The sequence below is a fragment of the Aminipila butyrica genome, assembly GCF_010669305.1.
GTDB classification, from domain to species: domain Bacteria; phylum Bacillota; class Clostridia; order Peptostreptococcales; family Anaerovoracaceae; genus Aminipila; species Aminipila butyrica.
Genome location: NZ_CP048649.1, coordinates 1379785 through 1393700 on the forward strand (window position 1 = coordinate 1379785; position 13916 = coordinate 1393700).

At 46.5% G+C, this 13916-nt stretch carries 17 protein-coding genes; 15 read left to right on the forward strand and 2 right to left on the reverse strand.

Annotated elements, in window-relative coordinates:
- The first annotated feature begins 10 nt into the window (after positions 1-10).
- Genes Ami103574_RS06585 through Ami103574_RS06615 form a run of 7 tightly spaced genes read left to right on the forward strand, consistent with a single transcriptional unit; the run spans position 11 to position 4364 of the window.
- Complete coding sequence (locus Ami103574_RS06585; protein ID WP_163065894.1) at positions 11-733, forward strand: YggS family pyridoxal phosphate-dependent enzyme; 723 nt, start codon at positions 11-13, stop codon at positions 731-733.
- A 9-nt stretch (positions 734-742) separates the two neighbouring features.
- Positions 743-1228: a cell division protein SepF gene (locus Ami103574_RS06590; RefSeq protein ID WP_163065896.1), complete on the forward strand. Its 486-nt coding sequence runs from the start codon at positions 743-745 to the stop codon at positions 1226-1228.
- 6 nt (positions 1229-1234) lie between these two features.
- Positions 1235-1516 (forward strand): YggT family protein, encoded by a 282-nt coding sequence (locus tag Ami103574_RS06595; RefSeq protein WP_163065898.1) that lies wholly within the window; start codon positions 1235-1237, stop codon positions 1514-1516.
- Between the two features lie 41 nt (positions 1517-1557).
- Positions 1558-2184 carry a DivIVA domain-containing protein gene (locus Ami103574_RS06600; RefSeq protein WP_163065900.1) on the forward strand — a complete coding sequence of 209 codons (627 nt, stop codon included), beginning with the start codon at positions 1558-1560 and terminating at the stop codon, positions 2182-2184.
- Between the two features lie 26 nt (positions 2185-2210).
- Complete coding sequence (gene lspA, locus Ami103574_RS06605) at positions 2211-2660, forward strand: signal peptidase II (RefSeq protein WP_163065902.1); 450 nt, start codon at positions 2211-2213, stop codon at positions 2658-2660.
- Positions 2661-2662: 2 nt separating this feature from the next.
- The gene (locus Ami103574_RS06610) at positions 2663-3592 is read left to right on the forward strand and encodes an RluA family pseudouridine synthase (RefSeq protein WP_163065903.1); all 930 of its coding nucleotides are present in this window, start codon (positions 2663-2665) and stop codon (positions 3590-3592) included.
- A gap of 1 nt (position 3593) precedes the next feature.
- Positions 3594-4364 carry a flavin reductase family protein gene (locus tag Ami103574_RS06615; protein WP_163065905.1) on the forward strand — a complete coding sequence of 257 codons (771 nt, stop codon included), beginning with the start codon at positions 3594-3596 and terminating at the stop codon, positions 4362-4364.
- A gap of 182 nt (positions 4365-4546) precedes the next feature.
- Here Ami103574_RS06615 and Ami103574_RS15945 read toward each other — a convergent pair whose 3' ends face one another.
- Positions 4547-4672: a hypothetical protein gene (locus Ami103574_RS15945; RefSeq protein WP_281350943.1), complete on the reverse strand. Its 126-nt coding sequence runs from the start codon at positions 4670-4672 to the stop codon at positions 4547-4549.
- Between the two features lie 333 nt (positions 4673-5005).
- On the opposite strand from Ami103574_RS15945, the gene Ami103574_RS06620 reads away from it, so the two are divergent.
- Positions 5006-6073: a stalk domain-containing protein gene (locus Ami103574_RS06620; RefSeq protein WP_163065907.1), complete on the forward strand. Its 1068-nt coding sequence runs from the start codon at positions 5006-5008 to the stop codon at positions 6071-6073.
- Positions 6074-6167: 94 nt separating this feature from the next.
- Here Ami103574_RS06620 and Ami103574_RS06625 read toward each other — a convergent pair whose 3' ends face one another.
- Positions 6168-7919, reverse strand: a complete 1752-nt coding sequence (locus Ami103574_RS06625; protein ID WP_163065909.1) for an Rqc2 family fibronectin-binding protein — start codon at positions 7917-7919, stop codon at positions 6168-6170.
- A 220-nt stretch (positions 7920-8139) separates the two neighbouring features.
- Between Ami103574_RS06625 and Ami103574_RS06630 the strand changes: the two genes are divergently transcribed.
- The 7 genes from Ami103574_RS06630 to Ami103574_RS06660 all read left to right on the forward strand — a co-directional run bounded on the left by Ami103574_RS06630 (position 8140) and on the right by Ami103574_RS06660 (position 13898).
- Positions 8140-9024: a YicC/YloC family endoribonuclease gene (locus tag Ami103574_RS06630; RefSeq protein ID WP_163065911.1), complete on the forward strand. Its 885-nt coding sequence runs from the start codon at positions 8140-8142 to the stop codon at positions 9022-9024.
- A gap of 160 nt (positions 9025-9184) precedes the next feature.
- Positions 9185-9793 (forward strand): guanylate kinase, encoded by a 609-nt coding sequence (gene gmk, locus Ami103574_RS06635; RefSeq protein WP_163065912.1) that lies wholly within the window; start codon positions 9185-9187, stop codon positions 9791-9793.
- Entirely contained in the window at positions 9794-10000 is a 207-nt protein-coding gene (gene rpoZ, locus Ami103574_RS06640) for a DNA-directed RNA polymerase subunit omega (RefSeq protein WP_163065914.1), read from the forward strand.
- A 152-nt stretch (positions 10001-10152) separates the two neighbouring features.
- Positions 10153-10488 (forward strand): LytR/AlgR family response regulator transcription factor, encoded by a 336-nt coding sequence (locus Ami103574_RS06645; RefSeq protein WP_163065915.1) that lies wholly within the window; start codon positions 10153-10155, stop codon positions 10486-10488.
- A 273-nt stretch (positions 10489-10761) separates the two neighbouring features.
- A complete protein-coding gene (gene rpsB / locus Ami103574_RS06650; RefSeq protein ID WP_163065916.1) occupies positions 10762-11529 on the forward strand; it encodes a 30S ribosomal protein S2 in 768 nt (255 codons plus the stop codon).
- Positions 11530-11608: 79 nt separating this feature from the next.
- Positions 11609-12523 carry a translation elongation factor Ts gene (gene tsf / locus Ami103574_RS06655; protein ID WP_163065917.1) on the forward strand — a complete coding sequence of 305 codons (915 nt, stop codon included), beginning with the start codon at positions 11609-11611 and terminating at the stop codon, positions 12521-12523.
- A gap of 148 nt (positions 12524-12671) precedes the next feature.
- Complete coding sequence (locus Ami103574_RS06660) at positions 12672-13898, forward strand: HD-GYP domain-containing protein (protein WP_163065918.1); 1227 nt, start codon at positions 12672-12674, stop codon at positions 13896-13898.
- The last annotated feature ends 18 nt before the right edge of the window (positions 13899-13916 follow it).

Consider the following 13916-nt stretch of genomic DNA (forward strand, 5'->3'; position numbering starts at 1 on the left):
TGAATTCTTTATGTTCAACGAGGAAAACAGAGAACGAATACGGGAAAATATTCAGTATATCAATCAGATAAAGGCTGAGGCCGCCGTCAAAGCAGGAAGGCGCGACGAGGACATCTTGCTGGTAGCGGTAACCAAGACCCGGCCTCCAGAAGACCTGAATGCTGCTATCGATGCAGGAATTACGGACATCGGCGAGAACAAGGTTCAGGAAATTATGGACAAGTACGAAGCGGTCAAGCCGGTTCGCTGGCATTTGATCGGCCACTTGCAGACTAACAAAGTGAAGTACATTATCGACAAGGTGGCAATGATTCATTCCGTGGATTCCATCAAGCTGGCAGAAGAGATTAATCGCCGGGCAGAACAGCACAACTTGACGATGGATATCCTCATTCAAGTCAATGCGGCAGAAGAGGAAAGCAAATTTGGCATCACCACCGACGAAACGGAGGAGATGATTCGTTATATTCTGGAAAACTGTGCGAACATTCGCCTGCGGGGGCTTATGTGCATGGCTCCTTTTGAGGAAGACCCGGAAAAGGTAGGCGTGTTCTTTGCCCAGGTCAAAGAGCAGTACGACCGGTTTGCCAAGATTGAACATGAACGATTGGACTTTAAATATTTATCAATGGGTATGTCCCACGATTTTGAAGTTGCTATAGCGGAAGGGTCTAACCTGATCCGGGTAGGAACGGCGATTTTCGGGGCTCGCAACTACAATAAGACCGTATAGGAGGTACACATGGGAATTTTTGGAATGTTTAAAGATTTGGTGGGCATTGAGGACGTAGAGGACGATGGTCCCGATGAAGAAGTGATGACCCCAGAGCCGGAGCGAAAAGCGATTGAGACGAGAAACTCCTTTACTGCACCGAGACCGGAGGTGCGGGAGCCAAAAGTGGTGACGATGACTGGAAAGCCCCTGACGGCCAATACTGCCCCTTTTAAGATGGTAGTTATCGAACCCAAGGGCTTTGATGAATGCCCTAAGCTGGTGGACAACCTCAAGGCCAAAAAGCCGATTATTATTAACCTGGAAAAAATTGAAACGGAGACCGCCCGTAAGATTTTTGACTTTTTAAGCGGTGCTACATATGCGGTCAATGGAAATGTGCAAAAGATAGCCAACAACATCTTCGTGTTTGCTCCGGAGAATGTGGACATATTGGCCAATGTGGAACATAAGGGTATCGACCTGGGCGCCAGTCCCAAGAGCCCTTGGAGGTAATAGAACATGAAATATTTATTGATTAATGCAGTGAGCTGGTTTGCAGACATCCTGATTTTCCTGCTTTTAGCCAGAGCCATTCTCAGCTGGTTCATAGCTGGCCGCTATAACACTGTCTACCGCATCTATGAAGTGCTCTGCAACGTGACGGAACCTATTGTAGCCCCTTGCAGAAGGCTGTCCATGCGGCTGAACACCGGCATGTTAGACTTGTCCGTCTTCTTTGCCTTTTTTCTGGTGTCTTTCGCCAGGACAATAATCATCATGCTGTTGCGGATTGTTCTATAACAAATAATAGATGAATAGAAAGTTAGGGAAGGACGAAACATATGATTACGCCACTGGATATACAGAACAAAGAATTTTCTAAAGGTGTCAGAGGGTATAAAGAAGAGGAAGTGGACAGCTTTCTGGATCTGCTGACTATTGATTTGGAGAAGCTCCTGGGAGAGCATGCCGCTTTGAAAGAGGAGGTCCGTCACCTGAACGGCGAACTGGAAAAGTATAGAGGCTCGGAGACGGCTGTGGTAGAAACCTTAGAAGCCGCCAAGGCTCTTATGCGGGACATTGCAGTAAGTTCGGAAAAGCGGGCAGAAATCCTGTTAAAAAATGCAGAGCTGGATGCCCAGTTGATTACCAGAGAGGCGAAGGAATCTGTGGAGCGGTTAACAGAAGAAAGTGCCAATCTGCGAAACCGTTACGTCACCTTTAAAACCAAGTATAAGAGTCTTTTGGAATCGGAGCTGGAGCGGTTTGATGCGCTCAGCAACGAAATTTTTGGCGAGTTTGGGGAGCCCGCCAGCACTGCTGGCAACATGGCCACCCGTGTTCACGGACAGAAGGACATCTCGGGAGAAGTTCGCCAAGGAGGCAGCATCTTTTCAGAGATTGAATCTGGGGTGGACGATTTAAAAAAGACGATGATAAATTTAAGAGTAGGAGATGAGGCCCAATAGGGCCTTCTACGTGATATATGTACTATATGGCAATACTTGCAGCCGTTGTGCTGGATCAGGCTGTGAAATATGCCGTCCGGTCTCATATGGCGTTATATGAGAGCATTCCCTTGGTGGACGGTTTTTTTCACATAACCTATATACAGAATACAGGGGCTGCTTTCAGCATGTTCAGCGGACATACGGAACTGTTGGCACTTGTAACTATTCTCATGACCGGAGGGATACTTTTCTATATCCACCGGAGCAGGAAAACGGCCCATTGGGCGTTGCTTTTGTCACTGTCGGCCATTGTAGCCGGAGGACTGGGCAATATTTTAGATCGGGTTTTCCTGAAATATGTAGTAGATTTTTTGGATTTGAAGTTCTGGCCGATTTTTAATCTGGCCGACATCTATGTGTGCTGTGGCTGTGGGCTTTTAGTCCTTTATATATTTTTTATTGAACCAAAGTTAAACGGCCAAAAGGACAGGTGAACATGCAGGAAGACAATGTTTTAGAAATTATCATAGACGAAAGCTTGGAAGGGACCAGAATTGATATGGCCCTTTCTTTAATATATGAGGAAAAGTCCAGAAGCTTTTTCCAAAAGCTCCTGGAGGCCGGACAGATTACCCTCAACGGTCAGCCGGTGGACGCTAAGAAATACAAGGTAAAGGCGGGGGATTTGGTACAAGCAATCATTCCCGAGCCCAAGCCCCTGAAAGTGGAGCCAGAGAACATACCTTTGGATATCTATTACGAAGACCAGGATGTATTGGTGGTTAATAAGCCTAAAGGGATGGTGGTGCACCCGGCCAACGGCAACGAATCCGGAACCTTAGTCAATGCCGTTCTCTATCACTGTGGAGACAGTCTTTCCTCCATCAATGGTATTATCCGTCCTGGTATTGTTCATCGCATCGACAAGGATACCAGCGGGCTGCTGATGATTGCCAAGAATGACAGAGCACACAACAGCCTGGCAGAACAGCTGGCGGAGCACAGCATTACCAGAGCGTACCGAGCCATTGTCTACAACAACTTTTCGGAAGACCAAGGGCTTGTGGACAAGCCCATTGGTCGGGACCCTAAAGACCGGCTGAAACAAGCTGTCACCGATAAGAACAGCAAGCGGGCTGTGACCCACTACCGGGTGTTGGAGCGTTTCGGCAATTTTACTTACGTCGAGGCTCGATTGGAGACTGGCCGGACCCATCAAATACGGGTTCACATGGCTTACATCAAGCATCCTTTGCTGGGAGATTTGGTTTACGGACCGAAAAAGAAGCTCTTTGGAGCGACAAGCCAGACTCTTCACGCCAAAATCCTGGGCTTTAAACATCCCGCTACCGGAGCATACATGGAGTTTGAAAGTCCTTTGCCTGAGGAGTTTGAACGGATATTGCAGAAGTTGAGAAAGGAATAAGATGGATAAGATTTCATTTAAGCCAGGGACGATGCTCAATCCCGTTCCGGTGGTGATGGTCTCCTGCGGGACGAAGCCCGAGGAACGAAATATCATTACGGTAGCTTGGACCGGCATCGTCAACTCGGAGCCGCCGATGACGTATGTGTCCGTGCGAAAATCCCGCCATTCTCATAAGCTTATTGCAGACAGCGGCGAATTTGTCATTAATCTGTGCAGTGAAGACTTGGCTTTAGCTACGGACTTCTGCGGCGTGAAGTCGGGGCGAGAGGTGGACAAATTTCGAACCCAGAAACTGACCGCGGTGAACGGAGAGATGGTAAGCTGTCCCATGATTGGAGAGGCACCAGTGAATTTGGAATGTAAGGTCACTCAGGTGATTTCTCTTCCTTCTCACGACATGTTTCTGGCAGAGATTGTCAAGGTCCATGTGCGCCGAGAGCTAGTCAGCACTTCTGGTAAGATTCTTTTGGAGGAGGCCGGACTGATCTGCTACAATCATGGAGAGTATTTTGGCATCAAGCGTAAGCCTTTGGGGCGGTTCGGTTATTCTGTCATGAAGAATAAGACCAAGAAGCGGCTTAATAAGGAGGCTTCACAGAGCAGAAGAACTGGAAAGGAAGGAAAGCCCTCCAGGGAAAAATCTTCTGGGAGAAAGCAGGAGCCAAGAACAAAGAACGCTGAAAGAAGTCCTGGCAGTCAGAAGGCGACACCGAATAAGGAGCGCAAGGCGAGTATGGACAGAGGGCATAAAACCTATAAGAAAAAATAGGGAGTGGTCAAACGACTATACATGAGAGCCTTTTCCCATAACAAATACCGATTCATTTGAATCGGTATTTTGCAAATAGAGCAACTTTTTTTCAAATAAGTGGGATTGATGAAAATGTTGGTTAATTGGCGATCTCTTAAAATGTAACGTATGGAATTTATTAGCCGCTCAGGCGGTCTTTTTTATGTCTGAGGTGATCGGATGTAGCCGATGCAGTCCTCGCAGATATATCCCCCCATAAAAGCAACATTGTTGTAGTTGCTGCCACAAACCGTACATTTGTTTTTCCGGATATGATGTTTCCTCATCTCTCAAACTTCCTTTCCATCTCAAATCGCTATACACGCTAACGGGATATTTCATATGAATGATTTGCCCTATTTACAGTATCAGTGTACTCGAAGGGCTAAAAAAATTCAAGAATAAAATAGATAAATGTAATAATCAGTACCAAAAATGTAATATTTTGGTCAAAAACTAAAAGCTAGAAAAACTTATTTAAAAGCTGGAAGGCCTTTCTTCGTAAATATTTTAGCCGTATAAATATTGTTTTTTGTCTTACCTTGATTTAATTGGAAATTTTGTGTATGATTAAAGTCTAAAAACATTGTCGAGAAAACAGCGGTAGGAGAAGAAGACAGATGAGACGATTTTTAATCATATGGATGGCACTGTTGCTGGTGAGCACCAATGCAGGGATCACCGCTTACGCAGATGCTACATACGACAGAGAAGCAGCAGAAAATATCGTCAGCTGGATGGACGAATATGTGAAACCCTATCTGGGCAGCGACCTGCTGAACAATTACGACAACGGCAGAGCCCGTCAATGCCATGCGTTCACTAATTACGTTTGGCGCAATACGTTTGGGTACGACGTATACAGTGCCAAGAGCCATCGGACAGAGGCCAGCACGGACTACAGCCAGCTGGGTGAATACATAAACAACTATGCACGGCCTGGAGATATGCTGCGGGTAGACGGCCAGCATTCCATGGTTATCACCAGTTTTGATGAAGACACGGTCAGCGGCTACGACTGGCTGTACAACAAGAAGGAACGGGCCTGCACCTACACCTGGGAAGGGGTTAAGGCCTGGGGTGACGGCACTCAAAGTTATTGGCTTTATCAGATAGACGACAGCGTATACAACCTGTTTGCAGATTCCTCTTATAAGGTGGACAAGCTGTTTGGTCCGACACCAGACGGAAAATCCAGTGAACAGACGGAAGGAGACGATGATCAGGGAGATTCGAGTCCTTCTACCGATAACCAGGCTAACAATCAGCAGCCGAACAGAGGGACCACAGATCGAACCGATTATGGGCGAATCGTCGTTCAGATTAATAATCCAGTGATGACTGCAGATGGCAGCTATCAGAATATTGATGCGACAGGGACCGTGCCGGTTATTGTCAATGATCGGACCTTGCTGCCGGTGCGAGCCATCGTTGAAGCCATGGGCGGAACTGTAGCTTGGAACGATGCCACCAGAACAATCGGCATCTCCTACAAGAATACGAAGATGGAACTGGCGGTGGACAGTCCAGTTATGAAGGTGAATGGGAAGGAGGTAGCCATGGATGTGGCTCCTCAAATTATCAATGATCGGACCATGATGCCGATTCGTTACATCACCGAGAATATCGGCGGACAGGTGGAGTGGTTTGATACCATTCAGGCGGTAGCCATCACGTATCAGCGATAAGCCGAAATGCAATAAAAGAAAACCCCCGTGAACCAGTCAGAAAACTGCTGGGGCATGGGGGTTTATCGTTTTGGTACAAGTGTTCAACCCTATCTTATGTCTCGGGCTTCTCCTGGGGTAGCTGCGGGTGAACGTAGACAGTGCGGTTGTTGGTGAATATCACCATGCCGGGCTTGGCCCCTGCTGGTTTTTTCACATATTTGACAGGCACATAGTCCACGGGGACGTTCTCTGAATCCTTGCCTTTGCTATGGCTGGCGGCTATAGCGGCGGCCTCAAAGATGGCTGTTTCACTGGCTGGGCGGCCTTCTGTAAAGAGCACGGCGTGAGAACCAGGAATATCCTTGGTATGGAACCACAGGTCTTTGGCAGAGGCCAACTTGAAAGTCAGGTGATCATTTTCTTTGTTGTTGCGGCCGACCAGTACACGGAATCCATCGCTGGTGGTGTAAGTCCGTGGAGCAGGTTTGGATTTGACAGGTTTACCATACGTCTTGCGCTTACGCAGGTAGCCGGCTTCCACCAGTTCACTGCGCAGTTCTTCAATCTCTTCTACGGAATTGACGCTTTCTACAAAGACGGACAGGGATTCCAGATAGCCGATTTCAACGGTAGCATCCTCCAACTGGATGGCTTTTTCCTTCACGGCTGTTTTGGCTTTACCATACTTCTTGAAGTAATGCTGAGCATTTTTTGCGGGAGCCAGCTTTTTGTCCAGGGGAATGGTAATCAGGTTGCCGTCGTAGTAGTTGGTTAAGGTCACTTGACTGTCTCCGGTATGAAACAGATGGAGGTTCGCAGTAAGCAGTTCACCGTAGAGTCGATATTCCTCGGAATTCTCTGCTTTCAGCAGATCCTCGGACAGACGTTGTTTCTTTAGATACAGCTTGTCCAAGTGGTTTTTGACGGCCTTTTCCAAATCACTGCTCTTCTGACGAATGCGGTTGGAGGAAGAGCGATGGCTGTAGAAAAACTCCGCTGCCGGGGACAGCTCAGGAAAGGCCTTAGTCAGGTAGGCTTCTTCCAGGGAATGGATGGGAACGGCATGAAAGTCTACCGGCAGTCCATCCCTATTCAGGTAGACCTGAGGTCGGAGGTTGTCTGCCTCCAGAGCCTGGCGCAGATTTAGCAAGTTTTCGTAGACCAGTTGAGCGGTCTGCCGGGATTCCTCCTCTCCATAGGGAACCTGAGAGGAGACCTCCAGACCCAGAGTCAATTGTTCAGCCATAATCGGGCTGAGGCCTTGAATTCCATTCAAAAGGCTTTTGGCCAGTTTATTCGGCGTGCAGCGGCAAAGGAGCTGAATCTGTTCCAGCGTAATCAGGTCAAAGGGAATCTTATCCTGAGCAGGGGGGTATTCATACAGTTTGCCCGGCAAGATCTGGCGAATGCGGTTGACGTCGATGGATATGCGCTTGATGCTGTCGATGATTTTTCCGCTTTCCAGGTCTACGAGGATAATGTTGCTGTGCTTCCCCATGATTTCGATAATCAGCTTTTTACTGACGTTGAAACCCAGCTCGTTGATGGTCTCAAAGGGAATTTCCACAATTCGCTCACAGTCTTTTTGGAAGACCCCGGTAATGCGTCCCCCTTGGATGTGCTTGCGCAGGAGCATGCAGAAGGATAAAGGCGCTGGGGGATTGGGCACTGCTTCGGTAATTAGATGAAGTCGAGCATTGCTACTGTTGCAGGACAGGTAAAGTTTAACATTTCCTGCCTTGGAATGGATGTGAAGAACCAGTTCATCGTTTTCCGGCTGATATATTTTTTCCAGCTTGCTGCCGGAGAGCTTACTATTTAATTCTTGTGCGATGGTGCGAATCGCTATGCCGTCAAAAGCCATGTTTTTCTCTCGCTTTCATTGGTAGATTTTTTCATCAGGTAACAAACTGCTTTCGTGCATGAGCACGGCTGGCAGAATTTACGATGTATGGAATGGGAAATATTGTTTCGCAATATACCCGGGTTTATTGTATACTAGAGATAATGATGGGATTGTTGAAGAACCCATTTCTGTAGTATAAAGGAAAAAGGCAGATAAATCAACTGAGGAGATGATAGCCATGATAAAAAGTATGACGGGCTTCGGCAGAAGCGAATACAGCGACGGAAAAAGGAACATAATCGTAGAGATTCGGTCGGTGAACCATCGGTATTGCGATATTAACGTGAAGATGCCCCGACGGTATTCTTTTGCGGAAGACAAGGTGAAGAACACCGTAAAGGACATTGCTCGCAGAGGAAAAATCGAAGTGGCCATGGTGGTGGAAAACATTACAGAGGACGATACCACCGTCAAGCTGAACCATCTGGTGGCTCGACAGTATTACGACAACTTGAATGCGTTAAAAGAGGAGTTTCAGCTGGAAGGGGACATCTCCCTACAGTTTTTAGCCACCCTGCCCGACGTGATGAAGGCCGTGCCCGATGTGGAGGACGAGGAGGCTATTTGCAAAAGCATGCTCATAGCCGCAGAGGAGGCCGCCCGGAAATTAGACGAAATGCGCACCACGGAAGGAAGTAAACTGGCGGAAGATTTGATTATGAGGGGAGGCCTTATAAGAGACCTGGCAGCAAAAATCAATCAGCGGGCACCGAAGGTAGCAGGAGCCTATACGGAAAAGCTAAAAGAACGGATTAAAGAGCTAGTGGGAAGTCATGTGACCGTACCCGAGGATCGTATCCTTCTGGAAGCGGCTATCTTCGCGGACAAGAGCAGTATTACCGAGGAGTTGGTGCGTCTGGACAGTCATACCTTACAGCTGGCAGACATCATTACCAACAGCCGCCAGCCGGACGGCAAAAAATTAGACTTTCTCGTTCAAGAGATGAACCGGGAGGCCAACACCATCGGTTCTAAAGCCAACGATATGGAAATTACCAGCTTGATGCTGGAAATCAAGAGTGAGATTGAAAAAATCCGGGAACAAGTGCAGAATATCGAATAAGGGACTGAAAACAAACTGGAATCCTGGAATAAGAGGGCAAAAAGAGTCTCCTCAGCCAGCGACAGAAACATTTAGAAGAATTTCCCGATTGCCCTTGAAAAAGTGGCTTGGGCATGTTACAATATCTATTCCAATATGAGTATTTAAGGAAGGAAGCTAAATGGATAAAGGACGATTATTTGTTGTTTCCGGGCCATCTGGAGCGGGAAAAGGCACCATCTGTCAGAAATTAGTGGAGGATAGAAACATCGAGCTGTCTGTATCCATGACCACCAGAGCGCCCAGGTCTTTTGAAAACCACGGCGTAAATTACTACTTTGTCAGCAAGGACGAGTTTCAGGATACCATCGCCGATGATGGACTGCTGGAATACGCAGAAGTATATGGGAACTATTACGGAACGCCGAAGAACATGGTGCTGGAAAAGCTTAACCAAGGCCGGGATGTGGTGCTGGAGATTGATATTCAAGGTGCCATGAAGGTAAAACAGGCCTATCCCAAAGGCGTATTTATTTTTATTTTGCCCCCTTCGATGGCAGAACTGCGGAAGCGGATTACGGGCAGAGGCTCTGAGACAGAAGCAGCCATCAACATGCGTCTAGGGGAAACGTTAAAGGAAGTTGCCTATATTGATAAATATGACTATTGCGTTGTTAACGGAGAGCTTTCCGAAGCGGTGGAACGGGTCCGGGCTATTGTGACGGCAGAACATTCCAGAGTTTCTGAAAGCATACGTCATCTTATAAAAAAGTACGAGGAGGAGATATAGATGCTATACCCATCGATTAATGAAATCAGAACGAAGGCGGACAGCCGATATACCCTGGTAATTCTGGCAGCAAAGCGGGCCAGAGATATTATCGACGGAAAACCGAAGCTGACCCAGGCGCCTACGGATAAGCCGGTCTCCATTGCGGCCAACGAAATCGCAGAGGACTACATCACCTATAACAGGAACAATTGTGAAAAAGAATAGGAAGCTGTAAATACGGGGATAAAAAGCGAGTTGGACTCGCTTTTTTCTTGCCATACAGACAGGCAGAATTCAGATGAACATTGGGCTGTTCAACCCCGGCAGGCTTGTGTATTAATTCCGGAACCTCCCCAGATTAAAGTTGAGGAGGATTCATGAAAGAGGATTTTATCATTATAAAGTTTAGAGGCCAGGTCCGAAGGATAAGTCTGGAGGAGGTGGTTTTTGTGGAGCAGAATCTGCGTAAAGTTTTATTTCACCTGCATTCTGAGATTTGCACTACATATGGAAAGTTGGAAAGATATCGGGAGCATTTGCCCCGGGGATTTTATCAATGCAATAAAAGCTATATTATCAATCTAGACAAGGTGGTCAAGATGGGAGATCAGATTATATATTTTTCAGACGGAGAAGATATAAGAATTGGTCGGCAGAGTTTTCATGGTGCCAAAAAAGCCTTTTTGCAGTTCTCATCGCCGTCTGACCGATAAAATTTAAAAATATTTTAATCTGGAGGGTAATCGGCAATTAATATATTGCAGCAAAAAACTTTGTCTGGGATGAAGTTTTTTGTTGCAAATACCCGCGCGATATAGTATAGTATTTGTGGTTCTTTATGTAAATATTTCTTCGCTTAGGCGAAAAAGGAAAGTAGAGAACGAGAACATTTTATTATTTTGCACACCGGACGACTTGAAGACAGGTGCCCATGTGGTGGTTTTCAGGGGAAATCTCGGTGGAAGTAAAACCAGGAGGAAAAAAACATGGCAGTAATTTCAATGAAACAATTACTAGAAGCAGGTGTACACTTTGGACACCAGACTAGAAGATGGAACCCTAAGATGGCTCCGTACATCTTCACAGAAAGAAACGGCATCTACATCATCGACTTGCAGAAGACTGTAAAGAAGATTGATGAAGCGTATGAATTTATGAAAGAAGTCGGCGCATCCGGCAAACCAGTTCTGTTCGTAGGAACAAAGAAGCAGGCTCAGGCTGCTATTTTCGACGAAGCAAAGAGATGCGGTATGTACTTTGTAAACGAAAGATGGCTGGGCGGCATGCTGACCAACCACAAGACGATTGCTGGAAGAATCAAGAGATTATATGAAATTCAGGATATGGAAGCAAACGGAACTTTTGAAAAGCTTTCCAAGAAGGAAGTAGGCAAGCTGAGATTAGAGCTGGAAAAGCTGGAGAAGTTCTTAGGCGGTATTAAAGAAATGAAGGGTATGCCTGGTGCATTATTCATCGTTGACCCGAAGAAAGAACGTATCGCTGTTAAGGAAGCAAGAATTTTAGGCATTCCAATCATCGGCATCGTAGATACAAACTGCGACCCGGACGATGTAGACTATATCATTCCGGCTAACGATGATGCAATCCGAGCTGTTAAGCTGATTGCAGGCAGAATGGCAGATGCCATCATCGAAGCCAACCAGGGCGAAAGCTTTGACGAAGGTACTGCAACAGCAGTAGAAGAAACCGCTCCTACTTCTATTGAAGAAGTGGTAGCTGCAGAAGAAGCGTAAGCAACTGGATACAAAAGGTAAGTTAGATTCGTGCAAAGTCCTTTGCACGAATCTGTCAAATTTTGAGGAGGAAATACAGATGGCTGTAACAGCACAGATGGTAAAAGAACTGCGGGAAATGACAGGCGCAGGCATGATGGATTGTAAGAAGGTTTTAGTGGAAGCCGACGGAGATATGGACAAGGCTGTAGACCTGCTGAGAGAAAAGGGATTAGCTAAGGCTGCTAAGAAGGCTGGACGAGTTGCTTCTGAAGGTCTGGTAAAGTTTGCTTTCTCCGAAGATGCCAGAAGAGCTGCCATCATCGAAGTGAATTCTGAAACCGACTTTGTTGCTAAAAATGATGAATTTGTAGACTTCGTAGCAACCCTGGCTGGCATGGCATTAAATGCTGCAGATGAATCCCTGGAAGCTTTCGCAGCACTGCCTTATGGCGATGAAGGTTCCGTTCAGGAAGCCCTGGGAAATAAAATTGCTAAGATTGGCGAAAACATGAACATTCGACGTTTCCACAAGATGGAAGAAGATGGTTGCGTTTATGTTGGATACAGCCATGGCGGCGGTAAAATTGGCGTAGTGATTGGTCTGAAAACCGAAGCTTCCGCAGAAGAAGTAGCTGTAGTTGGTAAGGATGTAGCTATGCAGGTGGCATCCATGAATCCGCAGTTTGTGGACGAGACAGCTATCAGTCCAGAATATCTGGAGCACGAAAAAGGCATCTTAATTCAGCAGGCTCTTGCAGAAGGTAAGCCAGCCGATATCGTGGAAAAGATGGTAGTGGGCAGACTGAAGAAGGAATTGAAGGAAACTTGTCTGGTAGAGCAGAAGTTCGTAAAGAATAGCGATCTGTCCGTAAAGGAATATGTAGAGCAGGTAGCTAAGGAAATCGGCAAAGCTATTCAGGTTGTATCCATGATTCGCTATGAAGTAGGCGAAGGCATTGAGAAGAAGGAAGAAGATTTTGCGGCAGAAGTTGCTGCACAACTTGGAAACTAATAGAGACAAACAGACGAGATGTAAGTTGAAAAATAAATCGGCTGCCAGATGTATTTTGGCAGCCTTTCTTTTATTCAATTACTCCAGCGGTAAAGAAGCTTGAGGGAGAGGAATAAAAGGCAATCTTGAGAGAGGAGAGCGATTCAAGATGCGGATAAGTTTTAATGACATTTTATATGCCTTTTCTTATGCCTTAGATTGTGCAGAGCAAGAATTGCTGGGTGTGACTACCCACCATGGCAAGCGAGTAGCCTATCTATGCGTGCTGCTGGGGAAGCACTTACAGTTGATGGAAAATCAGCTGGCTGATTTAGCGGCCTGTGCCATCCTTCACGACAACGCCATTACCGAGTACATACAAGCGGAATATCTAAATGGCATCGGCATGGAATCTGAAAAGAGCAAGAGCAACAAAGGCGTCCACTGCTCCTTAGGTGAAAAAAATATCAAGCATCTACCCCTGTGCTCGGAGGCAGAGAACGCCATTCTCTATCACCATGAGCGCGCTGACGGCAGCGGACCTTTTGGCAAAACCGAGGGAGAGACTCCGCTGTTTGCCCAGCTGATTCACTTGGCTGACAACTTGGACTCTAATTGGGATTTGGGGCGCATGAATCAGCAGAAATATCAGGGATTACTCCAGTATTTAAAGGAAAATAACGGCAGCCTGTTTTCAGAAACGTGTGTGACGGCCTTTACCGAAGCCGTTGGATATTCGGAACTAGAACTGCTTCAACAAGAGGACTTGGAAGAAATCCTTACTGGCTGTCTGGAGAACACTCAGCGGGATTACAGTGAAGAAAACTTGCTGGACTTCGCTAAAATGTTTGCCAGAATCATCGACTATAAATCCTCTTTTACCAGTCGGCATTCCATGGGTATCGCAGAAAGAGCAGCTCAGATGGCCACTTATTACGGCTATGACAGGATGACTGTGGCGAAGCTGTTCTTTGCCGGAGCCGTCCATGATATTGGCAAAATGGTCATTGACAAGGATGTACTGGAAAAACCAGGAAGGTTGTCGAATCAGGAGTATAAGTATGTTAAAAATCACGCCTATTACAGCTATAAGATTCTCAGTCGGGTCAGAGGGCTGGAAGATATCACCCGATGGGCGGCCCTTCATCACGAGACGCTTAACGGCAAGGGCTATCCTTTTGGGCTTAAGGCAGAAGAACTGGGCTTTAACGAGCGATTGATGGCCTGCTTGGACATCTATCAGGCTTTGACAGAGGAACGGCCATATAAGCCGGGTTTTTCCCACGAGAAATCCATGGGGATTTTGAGAAATTTGGTCAACATTGGCAACTTAGATGGAACGATTGTGGCGGATTTGGAAAAAGTTTATGGAGGCAATCCGGTAAAAAATTCTTAAAATAGATGAACCGAAAAA

What these genes read in the sequence shown, in the direction of transcription:
- Ami103574_RS06585 (WP_163065894.1), top strand. Translation starts at nt 11, where the DNA reads ATGTTCAACGAGGAAAACAGAGAACGAATACGGGAAAATATTCAGTAT.
- Ami103574_RS06590 (WP_163065896.1), top strand. Translation starts at nt 743, where the DNA reads ATGGGAATTTTTGGAATGTTTAAAGATTTGGTGGGCATTGAGGACGTA.
- Ami103574_RS06595 (WP_163065898.1), top strand. Translation starts at nt 1,235, where the DNA reads ATGAAATATTTATTGATTAATGCAGTGAGCTGGTTTGCAGACATCCTG.
- Ami103574_RS06600 (WP_163065900.1), top strand. Translation starts at nt 1,558, where the DNA reads ATGATTACGCCACTGGATATACAGAACAAAGAATTTTCTAAAGGTGTC.
- lspA (WP_163065902.1), top strand. Translation starts at nt 2,211, where the DNA reads ATGGCAATACTTGCAGCCGTTGTGCTGGATCAGGCTGTGAAATATGCC.
- Ami103574_RS06610 (WP_163065903.1), top strand. Translation starts at nt 2,663, where the DNA reads ATGCAGGAAGACAATGTTTTAGAAATTATCATAGACGAAAGCTTGGAA.
- Ami103574_RS06615 (WP_163065905.1), top strand. Translation starts at nt 3,594, where the DNA reads ATGGATAAGATTTCATTTAAGCCAGGGACGATGCTCAATCCCGTTCCG.
- Ami103574_RS15945 (WP_281350943.1), bottom strand. Translation starts at nt 4,672, where the DNA reads ATGAGGAAACATCATATCCGGAAAAACAAATGTACGGTTTGTGGCAGC.
- Ami103574_RS06620 (WP_163065907.1), top strand. Translation starts at nt 5,006, where the DNA reads ATGAGACGATTTTTAATCATATGGATGGCACTGTTGCTGGTGAGCACC.
- Ami103574_RS06625 (WP_163065909.1), bottom strand. Translation starts at nt 7,919, where the DNA reads ATGGCTTTTGACGGCATAGCGATTCGCACCATCGCACAAGAATTAAAT.
- Ami103574_RS06630 (WP_163065911.1), top strand. Translation starts at nt 8,140, where the DNA reads ATGATAAAAAGTATGACGGGCTTCGGCAGAAGCGAATACAGCGACGGA.
- gmk (WP_163065912.1), top strand. Translation starts at nt 9,185, where the DNA reads ATGGATAAAGGACGATTATTTGTTGTTTCCGGGCCATCTGGAGCGGGA.
- rpoZ (WP_163065914.1), top strand. Translation starts at nt 9,794, where the DNA reads ATGCTATACCCATCGATTAATGAAATCAGAACGAAGGCGGACAGCCGA.
- Ami103574_RS06645 (WP_163065915.1), top strand. Translation starts at nt 10,153, where the DNA reads ATGAAAGAGGATTTTATCATTATAAAGTTTAGAGGCCAGGTCCGAAGG.
- rpsB (WP_163065916.1), top strand. Translation starts at nt 10,762, where the DNA reads ATGGCAGTAATTTCAATGAAACAATTACTAGAAGCAGGTGTACACTTT.
- tsf (WP_163065917.1), top strand. Translation starts at nt 11,609, where the DNA reads ATGGCTGTAACAGCACAGATGGTAAAAGAACTGCGGGAAATGACAGGC.
- Ami103574_RS06660 (WP_163065918.1), top strand. Translation starts at nt 12,672, where the DNA reads ATGCGGATAAGTTTTAATGACATTTTATATGCCTTTTCTTATGCCTTA.